The organism is Photobacterium phosphoreum (assembly GCF_002954725.1).
GTDB classification, from domain to species: Bacteria; Pseudomonadota; Gammaproteobacteria; order Enterobacterales; family Vibrionaceae; genus Photobacterium; species Photobacterium phosphoreum.
Window position 1 is genome coordinate 518,776 of sequence record NZ_MSCQ01000002.1, and the last position, 22,072, is coordinate 540,847.

General features: G+C 37.8%; 20 protein-coding genes. 6 read left to right on the top strand and 14 right to left on the bottom strand.

Annotation, left to right across the window (positions count from 1 at the left end; translation table 11 throughout):
• Positions 1 to 53 precede the first annotated feature (53 nt).
• Entirely contained in the window at positions 54 to 866 is an 813-nt protein-coding gene (locus BTO21_RS14490; RefSeq protein ID WP_045027371.1) for a DUF2797 domain-containing protein, read from the top strand.
• An 88-nt stretch (positions 867 to 954) separates the two neighbouring features.
• Here BTO21_RS14490 and BTO21_RS14495 read toward each other — a convergent pair whose 3' ends face one another.
• Together BTO21_RS14495 and BTO21_RS14500 are read right to left on the bottom strand one after the other, a co-directional pair.
• The gene (locus BTO21_RS14495; protein WP_052672604.1) at positions 955 to 1,641 is read right to left on the bottom strand and encodes a RimK/LysX family protein; all 687 of its coding nucleotides are present in this window, start codon (positions 1,639 to 1,641) and stop codon (positions 955 to 957) included.
• A 95-nt stretch (positions 1,642 to 1,736) separates the two neighbouring features.
• Positions 1,737 to 2,627 carry a phosphotransferase gene (locus BTO21_RS14500; RefSeq protein ID WP_065191986.1) on the bottom strand — a complete coding sequence of 297 codons (891 nt, stop codon included), beginning with the start codon at positions 2,625 to 2,627 and terminating at the stop codon, positions 1,737 to 1,739.
• Between the two features lie 600 nt (positions 2,628 to 3,227).
• Here BTO21_RS14500 and BTO21_RS14505 point away from each other — a divergent pair.
• The 3 genes from BTO21_RS14505 (at position 3,228) to BTO21_RS14515 (ending at position 8,417) form a co-directional block, all read left to right on the top strand.
• Entirely contained in the window at positions 3,228 to 4,874 is a 1,647-nt protein-coding gene (locus BTO21_RS14505; RefSeq protein ID WP_045027375.1) for an ABC-ATPase domain-containing protein, read from the top strand.
• A 194-nt stretch (positions 4,875 to 5,068) separates the two neighbouring features.
• Complete coding sequence (locus BTO21_RS14510) at positions 5,069 to 6,367, top strand: DEAD/DEAH box helicase (RefSeq protein ID WP_105026879.1); 1,299 nt, start codon at positions 5,069 to 5,071, stop codon at positions 6,365 to 6,367.
• Between the two features lie 370 nt (positions 6,368 to 6,737).
• Positions 6,738 to 8,417, top strand: coding sequence for an ABC transporter substrate-binding protein (locus BTO21_RS14515; protein ID WP_105026880.1), 1,680 nt, complete (start codon positions 6,738 to 6,740; stop codon positions 8,415 to 8,417).
• Between the two features lie 159 nt (positions 8,418 to 8,576).
• Here the strand turns inward: BTO21_RS14515 and BTO21_RS14520 are convergent, their stop codons facing one another.
• Both BTO21_RS14520 and BTO21_RS14525 read right to left on the bottom strand, forming a co-directional pair.
• Positions 8,577 to 9,596, bottom strand: coding sequence for an HAD family hydrolase (locus tag BTO21_RS14520; RefSeq protein ID WP_232572625.1), 1,020 nt, complete (start codon positions 9,594 to 9,596; stop codon positions 8,577 to 8,579).
• Between the two features lie 83 nt (positions 9,597 to 9,679).
• Complete coding sequence (locus BTO21_RS14525) at positions 9,680 to 11,530, bottom strand: beta-ketoacyl synthase (RefSeq protein ID WP_045027378.1); 1,851 nt, start codon at positions 11,528 to 11,530, stop codon at positions 9,680 to 9,682.
• 164 nt (positions 11,531 to 11,694) lie between these two features.
• Here BTO21_RS14525 and BTO21_RS14530 point away from each other — a divergent pair, with 164 nt between their 5' ends.
• The gene (locus BTO21_RS14530) at positions 11,695 to 12,675 is read left to right on the top strand and encodes a GlxA family transcriptional regulator (RefSeq protein WP_045027380.1); all 981 of its coding nucleotides are present in this window, start codon (positions 11,695 to 11,697) and stop codon (positions 12,673 to 12,675) included.
• A gap of 95 nt (positions 12,676 to 12,770) precedes the next feature.
• On the opposite strand, the gene BTO21_RS14535 is transcribed toward BTO21_RS14530, so the two are convergent.
• The gene (locus BTO21_RS14535) at positions 12,771 to 13,052 is read right to left on the bottom strand and encodes a hypothetical protein (protein WP_045027381.1); all 282 of its coding nucleotides are present in this window, start codon (positions 13,050 to 13,052) and stop codon (positions 12,771 to 12,773) included.
• 260 nt (positions 13,053 to 13,312) lie between these two features.
• Positions 13,313 to 13,927: a histidine phosphatase family protein gene (locus BTO21_RS14540; RefSeq protein WP_045027383.1), complete on the bottom strand. Its 615-nt coding sequence runs from the start codon at positions 13,925 to 13,927 to the stop codon at positions 13,313 to 13,315.
• Positions 13,928 to 14,368: 441 nt separating this feature from the next.
• Between BTO21_RS14540 and BTO21_RS14545 the strand changes: the two genes are divergently transcribed.
• Entirely contained in the window at positions 14,369 to 16,255 is a 1,887-nt protein-coding gene (locus BTO21_RS14545) for an FAD-dependent oxidoreductase (protein WP_045027384.1), read from the top strand.
• Positions 16,256 to 16,375: 120 nt separating this feature from the next.
• Here BTO21_RS14545 and BTO21_RS14550 read toward each other — a convergent pair whose 3' ends face one another.
• The 8 genes from BTO21_RS14550 to BTO21_RS14585 form a co-directional block, all read right to left on the bottom strand.
• On the bottom strand, positions 16,376 to 16,666 hold the full coding sequence (locus BTO21_RS14550; RefSeq protein ID WP_045027386.1) for a putative quinol monooxygenase: 291 nt from the start codon (positions 16,664 to 16,666) through the stop codon (positions 16,376 to 16,378).
• Between the two features lie 3 nt (positions 16,667 to 16,669).
• Positions 16,670 to 17,323: an oxygen-insensitive NAD(P)H nitroreductase gene (nfsB, locus tag BTO21_RS14555; RefSeq protein WP_045027388.1), complete on the bottom strand. Its 654-nt coding sequence runs from the start codon at positions 17,321 to 17,323 to the stop codon at positions 16,670 to 16,672.
• A 130-nt stretch (positions 17,324 to 17,453) separates the two neighbouring features.
• Positions 17,454 to 18,299 carry a patatin-like phospholipase family protein gene (locus BTO21_RS14560; RefSeq protein WP_045027389.1) on the bottom strand — a complete coding sequence of 282 codons (846 nt, stop codon included), beginning with the start codon at positions 18,297 to 18,299 and terminating at the stop codon, positions 17,454 to 17,456.
• Between the two features lie 395 nt (positions 18,300 to 18,694).
• Positions 18,695 to 18,889, bottom strand: a complete 195-nt coding sequence (locus BTO21_RS20445) for a DUF2541 family protein (RefSeq protein WP_459558993.1) — start codon at positions 18,887 to 18,889, stop codon at positions 18,695 to 18,697.
• A 50-nt stretch (positions 18,890 to 18,939) separates the two neighbouring features.
• The gene (locus BTO21_RS14570) at positions 18,940 to 19,236 is read right to left on the bottom strand and encodes a hypothetical protein (protein ID WP_045027391.1); all 297 of its coding nucleotides are present in this window, start codon (positions 19,234 to 19,236) and stop codon (positions 18,940 to 18,942) included.
• Positions 19,237 to 19,318: 82 nt separating this feature from the next.
• Positions 19,319 to 19,582 (bottom strand): hypothetical protein, encoded by a 264-nt coding sequence (locus tag BTO21_RS14575; protein ID WP_045027392.1) that lies wholly within the window; start codon positions 19,580 to 19,582, stop codon positions 19,319 to 19,321.
• Between the two features lie 285 nt (positions 19,583 to 19,867).
• Positions 19,868 to 20,467 carry a hypothetical protein gene (locus BTO21_RS14580; RefSeq protein WP_065194662.1) on the bottom strand — a complete coding sequence of 200 codons (600 nt, stop codon included), beginning with the start codon at positions 20,465 to 20,467 and terminating at the stop codon, positions 19,868 to 19,870.
• Positions 20,468 to 20,701: 234 nt separating this feature from the next.
• Positions 20,702 to 21,658, bottom strand: coding sequence for an ion channel (locus BTO21_RS14585; RefSeq protein ID WP_232572624.1), 957 nt, complete (start codon positions 21,656 to 21,658; stop codon positions 20,702 to 20,704).
• Between the last annotated feature and the right edge of the window lie 414 nt (positions 21,659 to 22,072).

The following is a 22,072-nucleotide window of genomic DNA, read 5'->3' on the forward strand; positions in this document are numbered from 1 at the left end:
GTTAGTATAAATCCCTGATACACTCACAACAAAAATAAACTGTGAGCACGAGCATGCAAGGTACACTCAGCAAAATGAAATCATCGCTTGGAGAGGTTGTCGATTACTACCTTCCTATTGGCGATCAACAACTTCACCTGAACCCTTTTATTGGTAAGCAATTAACCCTTACTCATACCGGTAATATATTCTGCTGTTCATGCGGCAAGAAAACCAAGAAGAGTTATTCACAAGGTCATTGCTTTCCTTGTATGAAAAAGCTGGCAAGTTGTGATATGTGTATCATGAAGCCAGAAACTTGTCATTATGCAAAAGGAACTTGTCGTGAGCCGCAATGGGGAGAAGATAACTGCATGGTGCCTCACTATGTTTATCTGTCTAACACCTCGGCACTAAAAGTCGGTATTACTCGTCATACTCAGCTTCCTACACGCTGGATAGATCAAGGTGCAACGCAAGCATTGGCTGTATTAAAAGTAAAAACACGCCAAATCTCAGGCTTAGTTGAAGTCGCTATTGCTGAAATGGTGGCAGACAAAACCAATTGGCGCACCATGCTAAAAGGCAACAATGTAGATATCGATTTGCACCAACAAGCTCAATTATTATTGCCAGAAGTAAAACAAAGACTGGCAGAAATAACCGCTGAATTTGGTGACGATGCTATCGAATATTTAGATAATGATATTGTTGATATACATTACCCTGTTGATCATTTCCCAACCAAAATAGCGTCTCACAATTTTGATAAAGAGCCCGTTGTCAGCGGTATTCTTGAAGGTATTAAAGGCCAATATTTATTATTTGATACTGGTGTAATTAATATTCGTAAATTCAGTAGCTACGAAATTACCGTTACAGAGTAGCATCAACAGGCCTACAACGAAAAACGGCATTGATCTTGAGTAAGATGAATGCCGTTTGTTATATTATTATCTTAGAATTGAATTCGATTTATTTGGCTCTTGGCTGAATATATTTACGTTGGCTATTCTGTGTCGCAACATCACGCATAAAATTCTCACCTAAAACAACACCATTACCACCATCAATCAGTTGATATTCAACTTCATCATTACGATCACCCAATTTTGTGCGCAGTAAAACCATCGGTAAACGAATTTTATCATCCGGCTTTGACCATTCTTTCACAGGGTATTTATATTCTTTACCTTGGAAGATAAATTTTACCCAATTGTCACCATCACGCTCAAATTCGACTAGATTTTTCACACCAATTCGAGAAGTTGATGATTTAGGATCAATATAAGCCGAGATATGTTTTTTACCTGATAAAATAAGCGCCCATTCATGATGACCTAAAATTAGCATTCCATCTTTCGTTTTGGTTGTTTTTTCATGCTGAACTGCTGCCAATTTTATCGATGCTGTTGAAGCTGTAATTTTATCCGTTACTACAGGTGTCTGCTTGTTTATTTTAGACACTTTCTTTTCAGCTGCGGCCATCTGTGCTTTTGCCGCTGCGTTTATTTCATCAGCCGTCACCATAGGTGTAAACGCCAATGGTTTAATCGTCGGATTGGGCACAGAAGCGACCACTTGGTGATCATTTTTTACGGGTAATTGCTGTGCACACCCAAAAAGAAATAACGTTAATAAACCTACTGCCGTTTTCTTCATAAATCAAATCTTCCCTTACTTTTTACAAGTTATAACTAACCATAATACGTAGTTTCACATTCTGCCCAAGAATAGCATAACGCCAATGTAGATTATTATTGTGCCACCGACTCATATAATGAAAACTTATTTGTTAGCCATTGTTCATTATACCAGCCCATATTGCGACTATGTTTCGCATCATCCCACAAACTAAAGAAATGACGACGTTCTTCAAAGCCATCATCTAAGTGACTTTTTTCAAGATAGCGTTCGGCGATATGTAAATCACTGCGAACATCAAATAAATGAATCACGTCCAATTCTCGATGCTTAAAACCGCTATCACAAGGGTCTAATAATCCCGCCACTTTAAACGTTGTTGGATCAAAAAGCACATTGGCGATATGACAATCATCATGTACAAAAGATGATGGCTCATGAGCAATTGGCGCTAAAATTTTAGTTCTATTGTCCCAAAGATCTGCAAATTTTTCTTTTATCCTTGAGCTAAATGGCGAACCTGAACTCATTAAATAGTGATAAACACTGCCCATCCAATCATCAAATGCGGAACCTAAATGTTGGCTAAATTGACCATTTGAAAGCTCAAACCCTTGTGGGTGTTGATGCTCATGTAACGCTAATAAAATATCAGTATAATCTTCTCTAAATGTCATCACCGCTTTAGAATCTTCAGGTAATTGGTGTGCAGAGACACCTTCTAACCAATCTAAAACGATATAATCATACCCAGCTTCTCGACCAAAAAAATAAATTTCAGGCACCGGACACGACACAATTTTTCGTAACTGCTCTAAACTAGCGACTTCTTTTCCAATGCGACCTACTTCACGCGAAAATTTAACTACAATTTTCGTCTTCCCTGAGGCAAGAAAAACTACCCAACCATAAAAGGTTTCCTGAATATCACACACATCAGCTTTGCGACGAAACATTGAAAAAAAAGCGTTTTCGGCAATGGTTTTAAGCTGTGGCTTATTCATATCTTTTACCTTGATAATCACGATTACACGACACAAACCAATTATACCAATTTGGAATAAACTATTGGTTTTATGTGAATTTTTGTTGTTTTATCTTTTAAGAATGCATCATAACAGCAAAGATAACCAGTATTGACCAATAGAAAAGACGAAAATAGTTTACTTTTACTTACAATTTCATTTTTAGTGCTAAAAATCACTTCAAAGAGGCAATTTTTTAGTGTTCTAAACTATATCCATATTTAAATATAAAAATAACTAATCTATTACAATCAAAAACACAACAAAAAACATATAGATACAAGGCATAACTATCCTGTGTAAGCATATTAATGGAGTAAACCTCTCTTTCATTCTTTTTTGGTAACAAATAAATGCTTTGCTTCATAACGATCATTTAACTGTCGCATAATTTAAGCTGTTGTAATATTACTTTACATTTTGTCATTTATTCGTTTTGAAACAATCGACTCTTAAGACTGTTTTTTGTGACCTAGATAAAGTTTTCATGCTAAAAGTCAGTGTTTAGTGTAATATCCAGCGACCAGAGCCAACCTCATTACGCGCTCTGTATTTAATAACGAACGATATCGGGGCGATATGCAATTACTCGAAGCCAAACTCCATAAAATTGACCGTCATAACTACCGTAGCTATTCAAGTATGCGCGGTGAATATCACTTTGTTGATTTCGACTTTTTTATCGATACCGTTCAGTCGGATCCCTTTGCGCCAGCTTCTCGCGTTCGTGCTCGTCGCGCTTGGTCATTAACTGACCTCGAATGGCTACGTGAAAAATCGACTGATTATCAACGTGCAGCTCGTGATTTTATTGCACGCTTCTTTGCTGACTTATCACAGCAAGACAATGCCGTTTTAATTGATATGCCAGGGCAAACTATTCTTGATCGCACATCTGTTGTGTTTGATGAAGAAGGCATTGAATTACGTTTCCGTATTAATATGCCAGCTGATGGCCGCACTATTATTGCGAAAAAAACCCTTAACCTGCTGACATTCTATTTACCAAAGATGATCCGTCGTGCCACTATCGCCCGCGAATTACCAATGGATGAGTTACAACGTCACTGTGAAGCGGTTGAAGATCAAGTTGCGTTACGTAGCCAACTTAAACAACACAAACTATTAGCCTTTGTTGCGGATGGTAGTTTATTACCTCGTATTGCGGGTAATAGTGATTTACCACTAACAGACGCAATTCCATTTCTGAGTCCTGATAACTTAGCGGTAGAATTAGAAGCGCCTCATAAAGGTAAAATCCGCGGTATGGGTATTCCGGAAGGTATTACGCTTATCGTTGGTGGTGGTTTCCACGGTAAATCAACGTTGCTGAGTGCTATTGAACGTTCAGTGTATGATCATGTTCCTGGCGATGGTCGTGAATATGTCGTAACTAACGATGCGGCAGCTAAAATTCGTGCTGAAGATGGCCGTTGTGTTCACAATGTTGATCTATCACCTTACATCAGCAATTTGCCAATGGGTAAAGACACTACCGCGTTTAGTAGCCAAAATGCGTCAGGTTCAACCTCACAAGCATCTTGGTTACAAGAATCAATTGAATCAGGTGCTGAAGCCTTATTAATTGATGAAGATACATCAGCGTCTAACTTCATGATCCGTGACGAGCGTATGCAAGCACTGATCTGTAAAGAAGATGAGCCAATTACCCCATTAGTTGACCGCATTGCACTGCTACGCGATCAACACAACATCTCAGTAATGTTAGTAATGGGTGGTTCTGGTGACTATCTTGATGTGGCTGATACTGTTATTCAAATGCATAACTATGATGCTGTTGATGTAACAGAAAAAGCACGAGCAGTAGTCGCATCTCACCCAACACGTCGTAAGCAGGAAGGAACAGAAGTTATTGTTCATCCTCGCACACGTCAAATAAACCGCAGTGCATTACAATCAATGTTAGAGGAAGGCAAGTTCCGTATTCAAGTTAAAGACAAAACATCATTACGTTTTGGCCGTGAATACATCGACTTAAAAGCCCTAGAGCAAATTGCTCACTCTAGCCAACTATTAGCTATTGGTTACCTATGGTTCCAACTTGCGCAAACTAAAGGCTGGGAAAAAAATCCTACGCGTGCGTTTGCCAATATGTTGCACGATAACTGGGCTGATATGATGCCTAAATATGGTGAAATGGCTAAACCTCGTGTTATTGAGGTTATGGCAGTATTGAACCGCATGCGCAAAGCTGAATTTAAGTAAGCTTTAGGCTGAACTCAGTTATTCTTTAAACCCCGCGTAATGCGGGGTTTATGTTAACTCAGGATACGGTAGCGCAATAACTTACAATCAACTATAATATGCGGTCATTTTATTCGCAGATTACATTCATAAGCTTATCTTAATCGTTAGTTTATGAATGTAATCGGCATAGGCCGACAGTTTAGGAACACAGCATGTCATTTTTATCTCAAGGTTTTTCTCCAGAGCTTGTTAAAGCGTTAACCGAAATTGGTTACGAGAAATTAACCCCAATTCAGCAACAAGCAATTCCTCAAGCACGACGTGGTGCTGATATTTTAGCATTGGCGCAAACAGGTACAGACAAAACAGCTGCCTTTTCATTACCTATTATTCAAAAGTTATTGGATAAGCCAGTAACAAAAAGCCGTTTTAACGTTCGTGCATTAATTCTTGCGCCAACCCGTGAGCTTGCAGAACAAATCTCAGTTAACATCAACGAGTACGCTAAGTACACCAACATTAACTGTGCCGCTATTTTTGGTGGTAAAAAGATGTCATCTCAAGAAAGACGCCTAGAGAAAGGTGTTGATATTCTTGTTGCAACGCCTGGTCGTTTAATTGAGCATATAGAACAAAAGAACATTTCATTAGCGAACCTAGAATTTCTAGTCTTTGATGAAGCTGACCGTATGCTTGATATGGGCTTTATTGGTGCTATCCGCGTCATTCTAGAAGACATTCGCACTAAGCCACAAACAATGTTGTTCTCTGCAACCTCTTCTGCGCAGATGAATGCATTAGCGGCTGATATTCTACGTAAACCACAGCGTATTACTGTAACACCAGAAAACAGCACAGCCGCAACGGTTTCTCACGTCGTGTATCCTGTTGATCAAGAACGTAAACGTGAAATGCTGTCTGAATTAATTGGTAAGAAAAACTGGCCACAAGTGTTAGTTTTTGTTAACTACAAAGAAACAGCGAATCAACTTGTTGCAGAACTCAAGCTTGATGGCATTAAAGCGGTTCTTTGCCATGGTGATAAAGCACAAAGTGCTCGTCGTCGTGCATTAGAAGAGTTTAAAGAAGGTAAAGCACGTGTAATGATTGCGACGGAAGTTGCTGCACGTGGTTTAGACATTCAAAACTTACCGTATGTTGTTAACTACGACATGCCATTCCTTGCTGAAGATTACGTACACCGTATTGGTCGTACTGGTCGTGCAGGACAAAAAGGTAACGCTATTTCATTCGTTAGCCGTGAAGAAGAACTGACTTTAGTTCAAATCGAGCGTTTGATTAATCAACGTATTCACCGCGTACAATTGGAAGGTTACGAGCCAAAGAGCCGTGAAGCATTAGTTGTACGAATGAACACTAAAGCCGCTTACCGTGATCGTGCGGGTCGTCAAAACAACCCGACTCAAGATCAATCAGCCGCTGAACGTCGTGCTCGTTTACGTAACGCAATTAGCAGCAAAGCAACCAAAATCACTCGCTTGAAAAAGTAATTTTCAACGCATGATTCAATAATAGAGCTTCGATAGTGGATCACTGTCGAAGCTTTTTTGTGACAAAACCCAATAATTAATCGCGATTATCTGCAACATACTATTATTTATTAATATACCTCATCATCTTGTTAATCATGGCTTTATCTGTTTTATTACCAACCTTACAAACACAAATATCTATAAAACATGATTTGTTTCATAAAATGAATTATCACTGATGATCTAACAACACCACTTTCTTGCCTCTCTCTTTTAATCCACTATCAATAATAACTTTATCTTATTGAATAGTAAGAAAATACACCGTTTAATATCCCCACAAAATTATTTTATTGCTTGATATTATTTAACTTTGTTTGAGGTATATATGCGATTTTCGTTAATATTTATTGCTCTGCTATCCAGTATTTCTACTCATACATTAGCTAATGAACAAGCTGATGAAAAATCATACTTAACCATTATTCCAAATCACAACCCACAGTTAATTCGAAATTTTAATCCGTTTATTAATTCTCGGTTACACACCGCCCGTGATTTTATTTATGAACCTTTGGTTATATTTAATGAGCTGAAAGGCAATATCCCTGTATTTCGTCTCGCCAAAAATTATACTGTCAGTGATGATTTACTATCATTAACGTTTGATCTTAGAAATGATGTTAAATGGTCGGATGGTGAGCAATTCACTGCTGATGATATTCTTTATACTTTTAATATGATAAAAGAAAACAGTGCATTAGATGATCGAGGGATCGCAAAGCGTATAACTAAAATAGAAAAAAATAATGATTATGTTATTACGTTTACCTTTAATGAAGTCAATACTAGCCTTGTGAATGATGTTGTTAGTATTCCCATTGTGCCGCAGCATATCTGGAGCAAAATAGAAAAACCAGAGACCTTTACCAATGAAAACCCAGTCGGTACGGGACCATTTACAGAAATTGAACGCTTTACTTCAACCCTCTTTACCCAGTGCCGTAACCCTAATTACTGGGATAACAGCAACTTAAAAGTAGACTGTTTACGCATTCCACAAAAAAATCATAATGATCAAGTATTAGCAGATTTAATCAACTCAGAAATTGATTGGGCGGGTTCATTTGTACCTGATATTGATCGTGTTTTTGTCGATGCCTCAAAGAATCATGGTTATTGGTATCCACCAGCAGGAACGCAATCTTTTGTACTGAACTTTAATTCCAATGATCCCGCTAAAAAAGAAGCACTTGAAAACGTAGACTTCAGACGGGCTTTTTCAATGAGTTTAAACCGCCAAGAAATCATTGACATTGCTATCTATGGCAACGGTAAAGTGAATGATTTTGCTTCAGGTCTTGGTTATGGTTTTGAATCGTGGTCAGATAAAAAAACCCACGAAAAATATAAGCCTTATATGACCTATAACGTCAAAGAGGCCAAAGCATTACTGAAAAAAGCAGGCTTTATTGATAAAGATGGCGATGGCTTTGTTGAAACACCAAGCGGTAAAAAACTGACGTTAGAAATACAATCACCTAACGGCTGGACAGATTTCAATAATATTGTGTTACTGGCCTCGGAACAAATAAATGCGATAGGGATTAAAACCCAAGCGCGTACTCCTGACTTCTCTGTTTATAACCAAGCGATGATCACCGCTGATTATGACATTGCTTATACCAATTATTTCCATGGCGCGAGCCCGCATAAATACTGGGAATCAGCCTACCACTCTCGTTATCAAAAGAAAGATGGTATGCCTCGTTTTGCGATGCACTTTTGGAAAAATGCAGAATTAGACACCTTGCTTGATAGTTTTTACCAAACCGATAAACACGATCAGCAAATGACAATCGCTCACAAAATACAGGCATTGTTAGCTGAAAATATGGTGACTATACCTATTTTATCGGGGCCTAACTTCTATCAATATAACACCAAGCGCTTTACTGGATGGTGGAATGAAGCAAACCCGAAAGGACGTCCGATGATATGGGAAGGTACACCAGAGCGTGTATTACATGTACTGGATCTTAAACCTGTAGCAGCAACAAAAGCGTAATAATAAGAGTAGGATAACAGTAACACCATTAAAAAGCCGACTAAGATCAATATCTTATTCGGCTTTTTTATTGCATATTTACGATAGCGTTTTAACGGTAAGTATTAACCATCAAGCGTTAACGATAACTTTGCCTTACATCACCAACCATCTAGCTAGCTACAACGCGCGACGTTCAGCTTTGGTTGGAAATATTTGACACCAATCTTTTTTCATATTAACCACTTGCCAATGATGTTGTTTTGCTGCTTGCATCAATGCTGGGGTAAATTTACCTTCAAAAGAATCTGCACCATATTGCCATTCACGTTCGGCATCGGTGTGATGGATCAACATCCCTAAACTTGCGCCTTTTTGAGAAGTTGTCCATGACAGCATCGCTTTATCACCGGTCGAGTTACCAACAGCGAGAATAGGACGCTTACCAATGATTGTCGCAATATTAATCGCTTTTTGTGGGCCGTCATCAATGTACACCAGCTTATCATTCTTAATTAATGTACCGTTTTTATAAGTATAACCAAACGCAGTACCAATCACATTTTCAGCCGGAATATGATAAATAGCCTCACTCCACGGTTTGATAAATGCGCCACCCGCACCCGTTACGATAAATACCTTAAACTTATGCGCATGAAGATAATCAATCAACTCAATCATCGGTTGATACACTAAATCGGTATATGGACGTTTAAAACGTGGTGATTGCGCAGTTGAAAGCCAATTCAAAACATCTTTATTATATTGATCTGGCGTTAATCCTGCTTGTGAGGTGGCTAAAATAGGCAGTAATGCCCCCCAACCTTTCGCAAAAATAGCTTTGGTATTGTTATCGAGTACCCACTTATACGGTGTTTCTGTTTTCCACTCAGGATGCTGCGCACTTTCATGCTTAATTTGACTGAAGGCAAACAAAAACTGCGTATAAGTTGGCTTTTCAGGCCACAAGGTCCCATCGTTATCGATGACGGCAATACGTGCAGTGGGCTTAACATAATCAGGATTACCTGTCGTTGTTACTTCACTGACAAACTGGGTAATCGCACTACGGCTAGCACTATTATTCCACAATGGTAAAACATCACCATGATTGGCACATGTCGCACTATAAGCCGATGTAGACGCAGCCAGTAAACTGACAACACCCACCCATATAGCTACCACTTTTTTTCTAGTCACAAACCTATAATCCTTATTATTCATTTTTCATCATAATAAAAAGCAGGTCGTCGATAACCTGCTTTTTTATTGCTTATTTCATTCTAGTTGTAATCTGCGTAAGGGTTCACACTATCAAGTACAATCGCGTGTTCAAACTCAGACAGTTTAATCGCATCAGGTGTAATGGTAACTGAATGCTCATCCATAACTGCCTCACCAAACTGATAACGAATGGTCTCTTGCCCCTGACAAGCGTTAGTATCATTGTCTGCTGTAACCGCTTTAATTGCCTGATTACGCACCTGATAAGCCGCCATTGCATCACAGCCGTATTTCGCCGTTAACATTGCGACAGTTTGTTGAGGAGATAACACTAGCCCTGATGCATTATTACCACCAAAACCTTTGGCATTCAGAATAACGGCCTTGTAATCTTGTCCGTATTCACCCGCAAAGGTGTGCTCAGTTAATATATTAAGATTTGAGCTATGCACATCATCAGCAATATGATCAATGGTATTAATGCCAGGAAGCCAACCGTACTGCCATACGCCTAATGAAGCCACAAGCTGATCGCCCGCGGCTGCACTCATTGAATGACCCACATACGATTTAATTGCTGCGACAGGCCAGCTTTCAATACCAAATGTTTTTGCCACTTCGTTAAGGATATGACTTTCAGTCACGCGGTTTTGCGGTGTGCCTGTACCGTGGGCTTGAACAAATGTTTGCTTTACGCCCTCTTCACCAAGGATCGCTTTTGCCAATGCCGCTGCTTTTGCGACGGTGACATAGTTACCCACACCAGGGGCTGAAATCGACTTTTTATTGGCATCAGCATTAACAAACACATCAGCCACCGAGCCATAAATGTTAGCCCCTAACTCAAGTGCCAGTTCATCATCCATTAGCACCACAAATTGCGCAGATTCCGCCATGGTGAAACCTGCATTCGATGAAAATGGACGACAAGCACGACGGTTATCAACACTGTCACTGCCATCAAGGGCTTTTAATTGTTCATCTTCTGCCAATGCACCCATCACACGAAAGCCTTCCATGATTTCAGGGACAACAGGTGCTTCTGCGTTACCAACAATCACCACCTTGGATTTGCCCTGCTGAATATCAGACATACCTTGACGAAGGTTATATAAGAACGTCGCACACGCTCCCATATTAGTGCCTGTTGTGCCAACACTATTAATAACATAGCCATTAATAAAATCAGCGGGCATTTCAGCTAACGATAGCGCCATCATCTTAGAACTAACACGACCACCGGTAAGATGAGCTGCAATCATGCCACCTAGCGAGTTATCATCAATTTGCGCTAAGCCACTGCCTGCATACACAGACACTTGATCAGGTTTAATATGACGGAGGACTTCATCCCACTCAAAACCGAGTGAATTAAGGGCATCTGAAGCACCATATATTGTTAACGACAAACCGCGGGGATGAAAACGAGAGTTATATAACTTGCTAGGATCGAATCCGGTTGGAATATTACCGCCACTAGAAACAGGAAAAGCAACACGGCCTTCAACTAGCGCATCAAGGTTACCTGTTACGGTAATAACGGCTTTTGCACCTTGAATATCAACTTGCCAGTTAGTTGGAATATGATTCGGTAATTTCGATTTACGTAACGTAAACGTGATCTGATCATCGGCTGAATTTAAATTCGCTTTATATTGATATAGCAAATTATCAGGATCAAACGAATCAATACGGCGCACACAAGTGCCCGCTTTAATGGCAGTAATAATATCTTTGGTAATAGCGTCATTATCACTTAATCCCATACGCCGAGCGAGATCTTGCCATGTTGATTGCATTACATCTTCAGATAGCACATCAGCAATCATAAGTTTGTAGCTATGAAAGCCAGAACTACGACCAGCGGCATTAATGCCCCCCAAACCAACAATTAGCGGTAATTTTGCCATTTTAATATCCTGAGATCGATTTAATACACCGTTTGAATCAGAATATCAGTATTAACCTGTGATTCACTCTATATTTGTGCCAAAATCACTGACATTTCAGCCAAAGGTGTGAAAACATTACAATGATGTGTGTTTTATGCACAATTATTGTCAGAGGTAGAATAATGAAAGTGGGTTTTATACTTTTTCATAGAGCATTAATTACGGGTATTTCATTAAGTGCTGAAATGTTAACCAGTGCCGCCAGCCTTCGTGATCGTAAAACTCAACGACAGTCTCCCTTCGATATTAAGCTCATTGCTCCAACACTCACATCGCCAAACTTAACCGCAGGTATTCGCATTCAGCCTGATATCACATTTGAAGACCCTGCAAATTTTGACATTATTATTGTGCCACCAATGTGGGGCAACCCAATATCTGCACTGTCAAAACACCCCGAAATACCGCCTTGGTTAATTAAACAATATCATAATGGCGCTCAAATTATTGCAACAGGCACTGGCGTCACTTGGCTAGCTGAAACGGGATTACTAAACCATCAAACAGCAACGACCCATTGGTATTTTTATGACAAATTCTCACAGCGTTACCCACAGATAAAACTTAATCGTCAAGCCTCTATTACGTCAGCTAACGGGCTTTATTGCACTGAAAGTATTAACTCACAAACAGAAATGGTGCTGTATTTAATCACTAAATATTATGGTCAAAAAATCGCTAACACGATAGAAACCCATTATGGTCATGAGATCAGTAAATCGGGTCATCAGCCTTTTTATGAAATTGGCGGCCAAGTGCAATTTGATGAATCGATTGCCCTCGCACAAGATTGGATGCAACGCTACATGGCCCAACCCTTAACCACTCAGCAAATAGCCCAACATTGTGGGTTACCTTTACGCAGCTTTAATCGTAAATTCAAAGATCAAGTTGGCCAAGCACCACATCAATATCTGCGCAAAATAAGAATGGAAACAGCTAAAGAATTATTACGTGATTTTGGAATGTCATTATCAGATGTGTCAGAACAGGTGGGATATAAAGATGCGTATCATTTTTCAACTCGGTTTCAAAAGGAATTTGATATTACCCCTTCTCAATACCGTAATATGGTTAAAGCAAAAGCCTACAACGTTCAATAACCATTACCAAAAATACATATCAAAACGCCTAGTACTTATTGCTTGAATCCAGCATTACTAGGCGTTTTTATTATTAGTTGTGGTGATTAAGTCGCTTAGAATTTTCGACTCGTCACATCTTCACATTCACCATCAATTACATTGGCTGTGGTTTGACGCTGCTGGCGGAACACACTGTTCATGGTTTCATCTTGGCCAGCAAAGCCTTCTGTAAAGTTCTTTTCTTCAAATTGCATACCTTCGGCAGCAAGTTTACGCTTAATAAATGGCTTCGCAATCATCGCTGCAATACCAAGAAACAATGCCATAATGGCAGCAAAAGAAACTGCAAATAAACCGATTACAACAGCAAAAAAGCCAGTAAATAAATTTTTCATGAACACGCCTCTCTAAAATCTTATCAATCAGGCCGTTAAGTTATCCTAACGTTTATTGTGTACCTGATAAGTCTGCTTATGCAAACATCAATTCAATACTTTTATTATCGAGTTAAATAATAATGCTCTATAAATGAACAGACTATGAACATAAGCATAAATTCGTTACATAAAGTATGTTTTATTATACTTTCAGTCGAAAGAAAAGATAAATTTTATTTATAGATAAAACGTTACTATTAGTTTGCTGTAATAATGCATTAAACAGCTAACGTCACCGCGGGTTCAATATCACACTGAATACGACTGATTTTATCATTCGCTAATAAGAAATAAGCATTTTGAGGTAGATCTTGAGAAAACACCTCATTATAAGTCATTCCTACATATACACCGCGAAAAACAGCACCGGTTAAACCGTGTGAAATAATAATCGCATTATCAGAAACAGAGATATCTGCTAAAAAATCTTCAATGCGATCTTTAACTGCGTAATATGACTCCGCATTCGGCGCCATTAAATACCAATCACGTTGATCGCAAAGACGTGGTTGTTTTTCTTTAATATCAGGAATATAAGTTTGTTCCCAATCACCTAAACAAAATTCTTGTAGGCGTACATCTTTCACAATTTGACTAGGATCAATACCTATTTGATTAGCCACAATTTCAGCGGTTTGAATCGCACGACCTAAAGGACTTGAATAAATAGTCCATTGGCGTTTATTGGCTAATTTATTTTTTAATGATAAACCAATAGCTAATGCTTGCTGTTGTCCTAAATCCGTTAAATCAGAATTACAATGTCCTTGTAAGCGCTGCTGTGCATTAAAAACTGTTTGACCATGACGTAATAGAAATATGCTTTTTGACATTATGCTCCCCTTGCGTGGGCTCTAGATTATACTATCAAGACATCACCAACAATGACTAAGCCAAAAACAGCCTAGAATAAATAGTCATTTTCCTTATTACTCACCGAGTACCACACAAATTAAATCCACATTAAAACATGATAACGCAAACGCTTACTTTTTTTAATTGCTTGATTTTAAAATTAAAAAATCAATATTTATTACAACAACACCCTCTTTATACCTAAATGGTATCGTGCTATTATGCCGTCACATTGTATTAAGAATATATAACAGACACTTTAATACGTCTAACCTCTGCTTTTTATAAGCAATTCGTATCTTTGGCTTATACGGATGTAGCCTTTTAGGTAATTCATAAAATAATTAAAAATCACTGAGACACACTAACGATATCAATACTGCTTTGATCTCAGTAGATAAAAAGAATAGAGACTATTAATGGTAAATATCATTATTAACGGCAACACATTCAAGGTAAATAAAAGTCTAACCTTGCTCAAAGCTGCACAACAATGTGGCATTACTATTCCATCATTATGTAACATTGATGGCTTTCAACATAACTGTGATTTATGTGATGTTGAAATTGAACATCGTGGCACAGTAAAAGCCTGTCGTGTACATCCCTCAGAAGGTATGGTGGTTACAACAACGTCTGCCGCTTTAATCCAGCGTCGTAAACACGCCCTCGAAAACATCTTATCTGCACCCAATATCAGCTGTAGTGTTCCGCCTTGCCAAGTAGCTTGCCCAGCCGATGTTGATATCCAAGCTTACCTTTATTTTATTGCCACTAATCAGCCTCAAAAAGCCATTGAAATCATAAAGAAAACACTACCGATGCCACTGTCTATTGGTCGAGTATGTCCCGCTTTTTGTGAAGCAAAATGTCAGCGTAAATTAGTTGATGGTTCGATTGCGATTCGACAAATCAAACGCTATGCCGCAGACATTGATTTGGCATCATTACATGCTTATACCCCAACCAAAAAACCAACCAAACCACAGCGGATTGCGATTGTTGGCGCAGGTCCTGGTGGCTTAAGTTGTGGCTATTTCCTAAGTAATGAAGGTTACAACGTCACTGTCTTTGAATCCATGCCTCAAGCCGGTGGTTGGCTACGCTACGGTATTCCAGAATATCGCTTACCTAAAGATGTGTTAGATCAAGAAATTGACATCATGTGCCGTAATGGTATGGCGATTGAAACCAATAAAAAACTGGGGACGGATTTTAGCTTATCGTCACTGCAACACGACTATGATGCGGTATGCTTAGCCGTAGGAGCTTCACTTGCTAGTGAAATGCGTTATCAAGGCACAGATCTTAATGGACATTATCTTGGTGTCGACTTCTTAAAAGATCAAATACTTGATAAGCAATACACTATTGGTAAAAAAGTGGCGGTTATAGGCGGCGGAAATACAGCGATTGACTGTGCACGAACAGCATTACGTTTAGGTGCTCATACAACCCTTATCTATCGTCGAACGCGTGATGAAATGCCCGCTGAATTATATGAAATTGAAGAAGCAGAACATGAAGGGGTTAATTTCTTATTTCTAACCAATCCCGTTGAAAATATTGCTGATGAAACTGGCCGTATTTGCCAAGTGAAATTAGAAACGATGGCACTAGGTGAACCTGATGCATCAGGTCGTTGTTCTCCTAAAGCAACTGGCGAATATATCTATGCTGAGTTTGATACCGTTATCGCGGCTGTATCACAAAAAACAGATACGCGCTTTTTAGATAGCGATACCATTGAGTTGCCAATGAGTCGTTGGAACACGCTTGATACTGATGAACAGACAATGTATTCCGGTGTCGATAAGATTTTTGGTATTGGTGATTTTCGTCGCGGTCCTGCAACAGCCATCGAAGCGATTGCCGATGGCCGTAAAGCAGCGCAAGCTATCGATAGCCAATTTGGCGGCAACATGGAAAAGCTCTATACCGAGTCATTCCGTGAGCGCAATGTTACCCGTGGGCATTTAATTCGTCCTGATCATATTAACAAGCTCAAAAATGTGATGCGTTCATTACTTGCAGGTAATAACGCAACGGATATTGAAACAGAGCTTGAACATGCATTAAAGCAAGTAATGCGTAATAAAATGGCTGAACTTAACGTTGGTGAACGTCATTTGAGCTTTAATGAAGTCGAAAAAGGTTATGCCGATCAAGTAGCTATTGATGAAGCGAAACGTTGTCTCAGCTGTGGTTGTCACGATGGCAATAACTGTAAATTACGCCATTATGCGACCGACTATCATGTTGATAAGAAATTAATCATCAGTGGATTACATCCAATTAGTGCTTAACTCTATCTAAAACATCAATAAAGCACCAATAAAAAAGCCACCGTGGGTCTTTGTCGTTAAAACAAAGGCTAACAGTGGCTTTTATTTAGCTTTAGCATTACATCATTATGTAACGTTAAATTATCCAACCAAATTCATTGGACGTAATTTCACAGATTCAAATAATTTATATTCATCAGCTGTGGTTAAAAAATTAAGAAAATGTGCACTTTCTAAATGCGCATCAAGGTGTGCTTGTGAATGCCACACTTCTTGCATAACAAACAAACCTTCTACATTTTGATCAGCAAACAACTGGTAACTTTCACAACCTGCTTCTAAATGCGTCGGTGCAATAAGCGATTCTAATAACGATTTAGCTTTTTCAATACAATTAGGATTCGCTTTAATTTCTGCTAATAAATAGATCATGGGTTAACACTCCGTAAAAATTTTCTCATCAGACCAACGTGATTTCGGCACATCAGCATTAAAATCATCAGCACTATGATAGCCAACAGGCACGACCACTAAGCTCGTAAAGCCTTGCTTATTAAGGTCAAACTCTTTATCTAAAATATCACGATCAAAACCTTCAATCGGCACAGCATCAATGCCCATCGCAGCAACACCTAATAACAATGAACCGATGTTAAGATAGACTTGCTTTTGCATCCAATGATCAGCGTCGTCTAATGTCTTACGATGTAAATCAACAAAAAAGTTACGTCCATCAAGCATACGTTGTTTTGATTGTTCATTTAAAAAACGACCATCTTGCTGTTCACATGCTAATAAATCATTCAAATAATCATCGTCTATCGTTGTTTTTGAACAAAAAACTAATACATGTGACGCATCGACTATTTTAGGTTTATTAAATACATAAGACCCTTCAGCGGCTTTTGCTATACGCTGCTTTGCTTCATCTGTTGCGGCGACAATAACATGCCAAGGCTGTGAATTGACACTAGAAGCACTTAATCGAATCAATGCCTTTATTTGTTGTAATTGCTCATTATTTAGCTTACGTGAGGGATCAAAAACTTTGGTTGAATAGCGTTTTTCCGCAGCATCAATAATGCTCATGTTATTTTCCTAAAACAGTAAAATCTCTGACTCACACCATACTCTTTCATGACTAGAAGGAAAACCCATACATCACCATTGATTTTCCAAACTCATTTTTAATATCACGCCACTAATACCACAATAAATGCTATTTCAAACTATCACTCATCGCCTTCAACCCAGCTTGACGTCCAAGTTCATAACCTGCATTCAATTTATTTACATCACGCGTTAAGCGCTTAATTAAAAAGTCTTTATTCGGAACAATTGCGGTAATACGACAATCAGCAGGAGGATTACGGATAAAATACAACGCCTTATTATAACGAGACTCTTTGGTTAAAAATTCTTGACCAAAAACGGGCGTAGTTTTAAATATTTTACGTGTTAACCAAGGGACTTGATGACTATGCACAAAATTTGCCTGGGCATGAGACAAAACAACGGTAATATCACGCGCACCACGACGATAAGCTTCAATAACAGGGATAGGATCAGCAATGCCACCATCGCTCATAGCAACCCCGTCAACTTTTGGAAAATTACGGTAAACAATCGGTAAGGCACATGTTGCAGTCATCAAACTTTGTAAATTATCACGTTTAACTTCAATATAATCAGCATCCCCGGTTGCAATATTTGTTGTGGTGGCAAACAAGGGGATCCCTTGGCTTTCATATTTATCAATTTCTAATGGTAAATTATTAATACTTTCAGACCATAGCCAATCAATATCGATGAGGTTGCCACCTTTAGCAAACCGGACATAATTAATAAATGACTTACTGCGCGCATATTCAGTGATCACATGATAATTACGCTTATGGTTTTTACACAAATACCCCATTAACACCATTGAGCCAGCTGAAACACCAATCGTAAAGTCGAACGGGTTATAATCTTTTTCAAGAAAAGCATCAAGAACACCCGTAGCAAAAATACCACGCATAGCCCCACCTTCAACAACTAAAGCACGCTTAGGTGTGTCATTCATAAAGATTTATCCTTATAACTCATTAATTTATTTAAATTTAATTGCGCATATTATTGGAATATTAATATAAGCCGAATCTTACTGCACACAACTGTAGAAAAAGCATACTTTTATTGCATATTTAATTTTCTATAACAGCCATATTGCTATTGATAGTACTGTTGTACTTAATAAATATATAAGATTTCTTTTAACTTACAAAAATAAAATAACTATAAATACTTTGTCACTAAGCATACAGCCGCATTAAAGATGTTCAAAACCTTAAAAATGTAAAAATACCGTTCTGAATGACATGCAGATAAAAAGAGGAGTAAACAACTAATATATGAAAATAATCAAAAACGCTATCTATGGACGATAAATAGCGTTCTATTTAATCTTTAGCCTTATTTTTAACGACCAAATACTTTAACATCGGCACGTATGCCATCTGAATGACCAAAGACTTCTAGCTTCTTCACGCAGCGTTTGTATGAAAATTTGCGCCAACTCGTTGCTTGATTCTTTTTAAGATCACGGTAGAACGATATATTGCGTGTTTCACCATTCTTGAACGTGACTTTAACTCCCTCAAGACATAAATTAATAGCAAAACGAGTAAATAATCATATTTCAACTAGCTGTTGTTGCTATATTATTATGCTTTTTTCCTATTTAAGAACGATGTAACAGCCCTAAAACCAGCAATAAAAGTTAATCCTGCCGTAATAACAGGAAACACAAACATCAGTGGCCTTAACGTCGTCATTACTGCGATAACTGATTCGGCGGTTGGTTGATAAAGAGGAAGATAAAAAATAATGCTATAACTTAGGCATATCGTCATCACCAAGAAAACCAGCGTCACCATTGCACCAAAAAGCCATGAATCATCCGTCAATTGTGCAAACATTCTTCCATAACGTTCAGCACCTGATTTACTTATACCTACCAATAGCTTTATCCTTAACAACGGTTAACAATACTAAAAATCACCTCAGACATAACCATTGCAGTCAGTTGAGATGATTTATATTTTACGAATTACGATATAACGTCACAATGTTTTGAGATGTAAAATCAACCATATCGCCATGAACAAGGGCTTCTAGCTCGATATCCGAACCAACTTCAATCACCTCTCCCTTCATAAACTCAGACTGACAATCAACAATTTTCACTTTGATTTCATACCTATTTGAGCGTAATTTTGCGGTTTCTCCTATCTCAATAGGTTTATAAATATCAACCGGCGCCTTACCAAAGAAAGATCTCGGACCATTTACATCATCCCACTGCATCGTCATTTCCTTATGATTAATATCCATGTAATGACACTAACTTCGGCTCAAGTTCAATTTGAATCCGGTATCCTTACTGTCATCGTTAAGCTATGGTCACATTTATAGCGATAGCAATTATGCAACTTAACGCTCATTATTTTAACGTTAAATTAATACGTTTTTCAATCAAAAAACGTACTGAAAAAGGTGATTAATGCCACGTATTTTATTCTATTTTTTATATTATGATCGTATTAAACTAACAATTGCTTGGTTTAACCAATGAACACTGACATTTTCATCTTATAATGCGTCATGATCTGATTTTTTATTTTCTTTACTTACGAGCTTAATGATCTGTTCCCATTTGTTTGATTGATACGTCAACATCAAATAGCCTTTTCCACCGGATAAGCCCTTTAACTCAATTAAAGCACTGCTTCCATCTTTAGCTTTCCAAAATGATAACCACTGACCACAAATTTCAGACTTCAAACATTTATAAAATTCATCCTGATATTTAAAGTCTCTTTCTTCTAAATACTCATCCTTTTGAGGAATATTATATTTTGTTGTTAAGCTGTGTTTAACTTTATTATATAAAGCCTTTCCTTCGATACCCATAATATCGCTATTAATATTTTCACTCACTAATATTATCTTTTGAAGACCATACTTATTATCGATCACAACCATATACCGTTCACCATAAGAAACTTTTTTAATGGGCTTAGTCGTTTCACACACCATTAAATGTTTTCTCGTTGAGCAGCCCGTTAATTTCACCTTTTTGCCTATCTGTTGGTAAGATTGCCCCCACTCAAATCCAAAAGGCGCACTAATATCATTACCCTTAGCACTAAATGATAATGTTATAAGCAACAAACATATATACTTCCCCATAACAAATCCTTTTGTTTTTCATCTATAAAACTAATAACCAATAAGTCTCATACTAGCAGGTAAAAATCATTATATAAATCTAATGGCATATGATTATAGTGAGTTTATTGTTACCGAGAGGCGTTGTGATTCAGCCCAAAAATCACAAGCTTATTAATAATATTAGCATTTTGTTTGTATAAAAGATGAGTTACTAGCAGCACAGTGATGATAGGGCTTATCTTGAAGAAGTATCTACCACGTTAAATCAACAATACGTTCATCCGCAATATAATAAACAATATCCCCAGCCATGAGTACCGTTGTTAAACTAGGATTAACCTCACATTTTTTATCACGCTGATGTACGGCAATAATAATCGCTTCATGCTGTTTTTTAAATGCGTAATAAATCGACTCTAATGTAATATTATCAATATGTTGAGGTACTTCAATGGAGTATTGAGTTTGTCCTTTATGTGCGCTCACTAATTCTGAATGAATAAAACTTGAGCCTTTATCTATTACCGATTTAGCAACTAACTCTGTTGATAGTGAAGATATACATTCTGAATTAGGGCAATACCTGTGCAATAAATCTCGCTTAATTGAGTCATCAAAATGCGCAACCAAATGTGCATTACTATTTTGTTCCGCAATAAACAAACTGACAGTTAAGGTCGCGTCATCTAAATCAGTATCAACAATCACTGCACTGGCTTTTGAAAGGCTCGCACGCTCCATCTCTATGGCATCAGTAAATGAATTAACCCGCACAAAATGTATATCAGTATCAAACGGTGACTCTTCATAAATACACGACACGACCACCAATTCACGTCGCCCTTGTTCTTCTCTTTTTAGCATCTCAAGTAAATGAGGAGTACGACTACTGTTAATACCAATAATAATAATATGATTATCTAAATTCAAATTTTGCTTCCCTTTTCTATTTGTGCGCCAAAAATCCGTAAAAAAAACGGCTATTTTACCAATCAGCAATGCAAATAAACTCACACCGCAAGGAATAATAAATAAGGCAGCAAATAACTGTCCATGTGCCGTTGTTGGACTTAAATCACCATAGCCAACAGTACTGCTCGTGGTCACTATATAATAAATAAAACTCGCCATATTCTCGATTAAATGAGATTCCTTAGCGAGCACTAAGCCTATCCAACTCAACATGACATAGCCACTAACAAGCAACATCAATGTATACCTATTAATTGCCATAAAATGCTTATTAATTACCTTTTTTATGACGTTTAATAGCGCATGCATATCTTTTCCTTTTGATTTACATAATATTCATAGTGTAGCGAATACTAACGCCATTGTATGTTGCCATAGGTAATATTTGTGAGTGTGATACACAGTCATACCCTTTCTTCTATCTAACCATATAATCACTTTATTCTAACTGATCTTCTGTTTTTTGATTAAACTTTAATCACCAATATGATTTTTAACTGTTTGATTTTGAAATTTTAATATTTAATTTTTCAGGAATTATTTAGATATTTGCGTATATTTATTTGCTTATCATTACCTTATGAGTATTTTTGAATTAATATCTAATTTAATATAAATTGTTAATAATTTGGCTTCGTTTTCTTATTTGCA

Coding starts and splice junctions, on each gene's coding strand:
- BTO21_RS14500 (WP_065191986.1), bottom strand. CDS start 2,627: ATGAATAAGCCACAGCTTAAAACCATTGCCGAAAACGCTTTTTTTTCA.
- BTO21_RS14490 (WP_045027371.1), top strand. CDS start 54: ATGCAAGGTACACTCAGCAAAATGAAATCATCGCTTGGAGAGGTTGTC.
- BTO21_RS14585 (WP_232572624.1), bottom strand. CDS start 21,658: ATGTTGCTTGTTAGTGGCTATGTCATGTTGAGTTGGATAGGCTTAGTG.
- BTO21_RS14495 (WP_052672604.1), bottom strand. CDS start 1,641: ATGAAGAAAACGGCAGTAGGTTTATTAACGTTATTTCTTTTTGGGTGT.
- BTO21_RS14515 (WP_105026880.1), top strand. CDS start 6,738: ATGCGATTTTCGTTAATATTTATTGCTCTGCTATCCAGTATTTCTACT.
- BTO21_RS14575 (WP_045027392.1), bottom strand. CDS start 19,582: ATGCAGTGGGATGATGTAAATGGTCCGAGATCTTTCTTTGGTAAGGCG.
- BTO21_RS14580 (WP_065194662.1), bottom strand. CDS start 20,467: ATGGGGAAGTATATATGTTTGTTGCTTATAACATTATCATTTAGTGCT.
- nfsB (WP_045027388.1), bottom strand. CDS start 17,323: ATGAGCATTATTGATGCTGCGGAAAAACGCTATTCAACCAAAGTTTTT.
- BTO21_RS14550 (WP_045027386.1), bottom strand. CDS start 16,666: ATGATCTATTTATTAGCAGAAATTAAAGCGAATCCTAATTGTATTGAA.
- BTO21_RS14510 (WP_105026879.1), top strand. CDS start 5,069: ATGTCATTTTTATCTCAAGGTTTTTCTCCAGAGCTTGTTAAAGCGTTA.
- BTO21_RS14545 (WP_045027384.1), top strand. CDS start 14,369: ATGGTAAATATCATTATTAACGGCAACACATTCAAGGTAAATAAAAGT.
- BTO21_RS14560 (WP_045027389.1), bottom strand. CDS start 18,299: ATGAATGACACACCTAAGCGTGCTTTAGTTGTTGAAGGTGGGGCTATG.
- BTO21_RS14530 (WP_045027380.1), top strand. CDS start 11,695: ATGAAAGTGGGTTTTATACTTTTTCATAGAGCATTAATTACGGGTATT.
- BTO21_RS14540 (WP_045027383.1), bottom strand. CDS start 13,927: ATGTCAAAAAGCATATTTCTATTACGTCATGGTCAAACAGTTTTTAAT.
- BTO21_RS14525 (WP_045027378.1), bottom strand. CDS start 11,530: ATGGCAAAATTACCGCTAATTGTTGGTTTGGGGGGCATTAATGCCGCT.
- BTO21_RS14535 (WP_045027381.1), bottom strand. CDS start 13,052: ATGAAAAATTTATTTACTGGCTTTTTTGCTGTTGTAATCGGTTTATTT.
- BTO21_RS14505 (WP_045027375.1), top strand. CDS start 3,228: ATGCAATTACTCGAAGCCAAACTCCATAAAATTGACCGTCATAACTAC.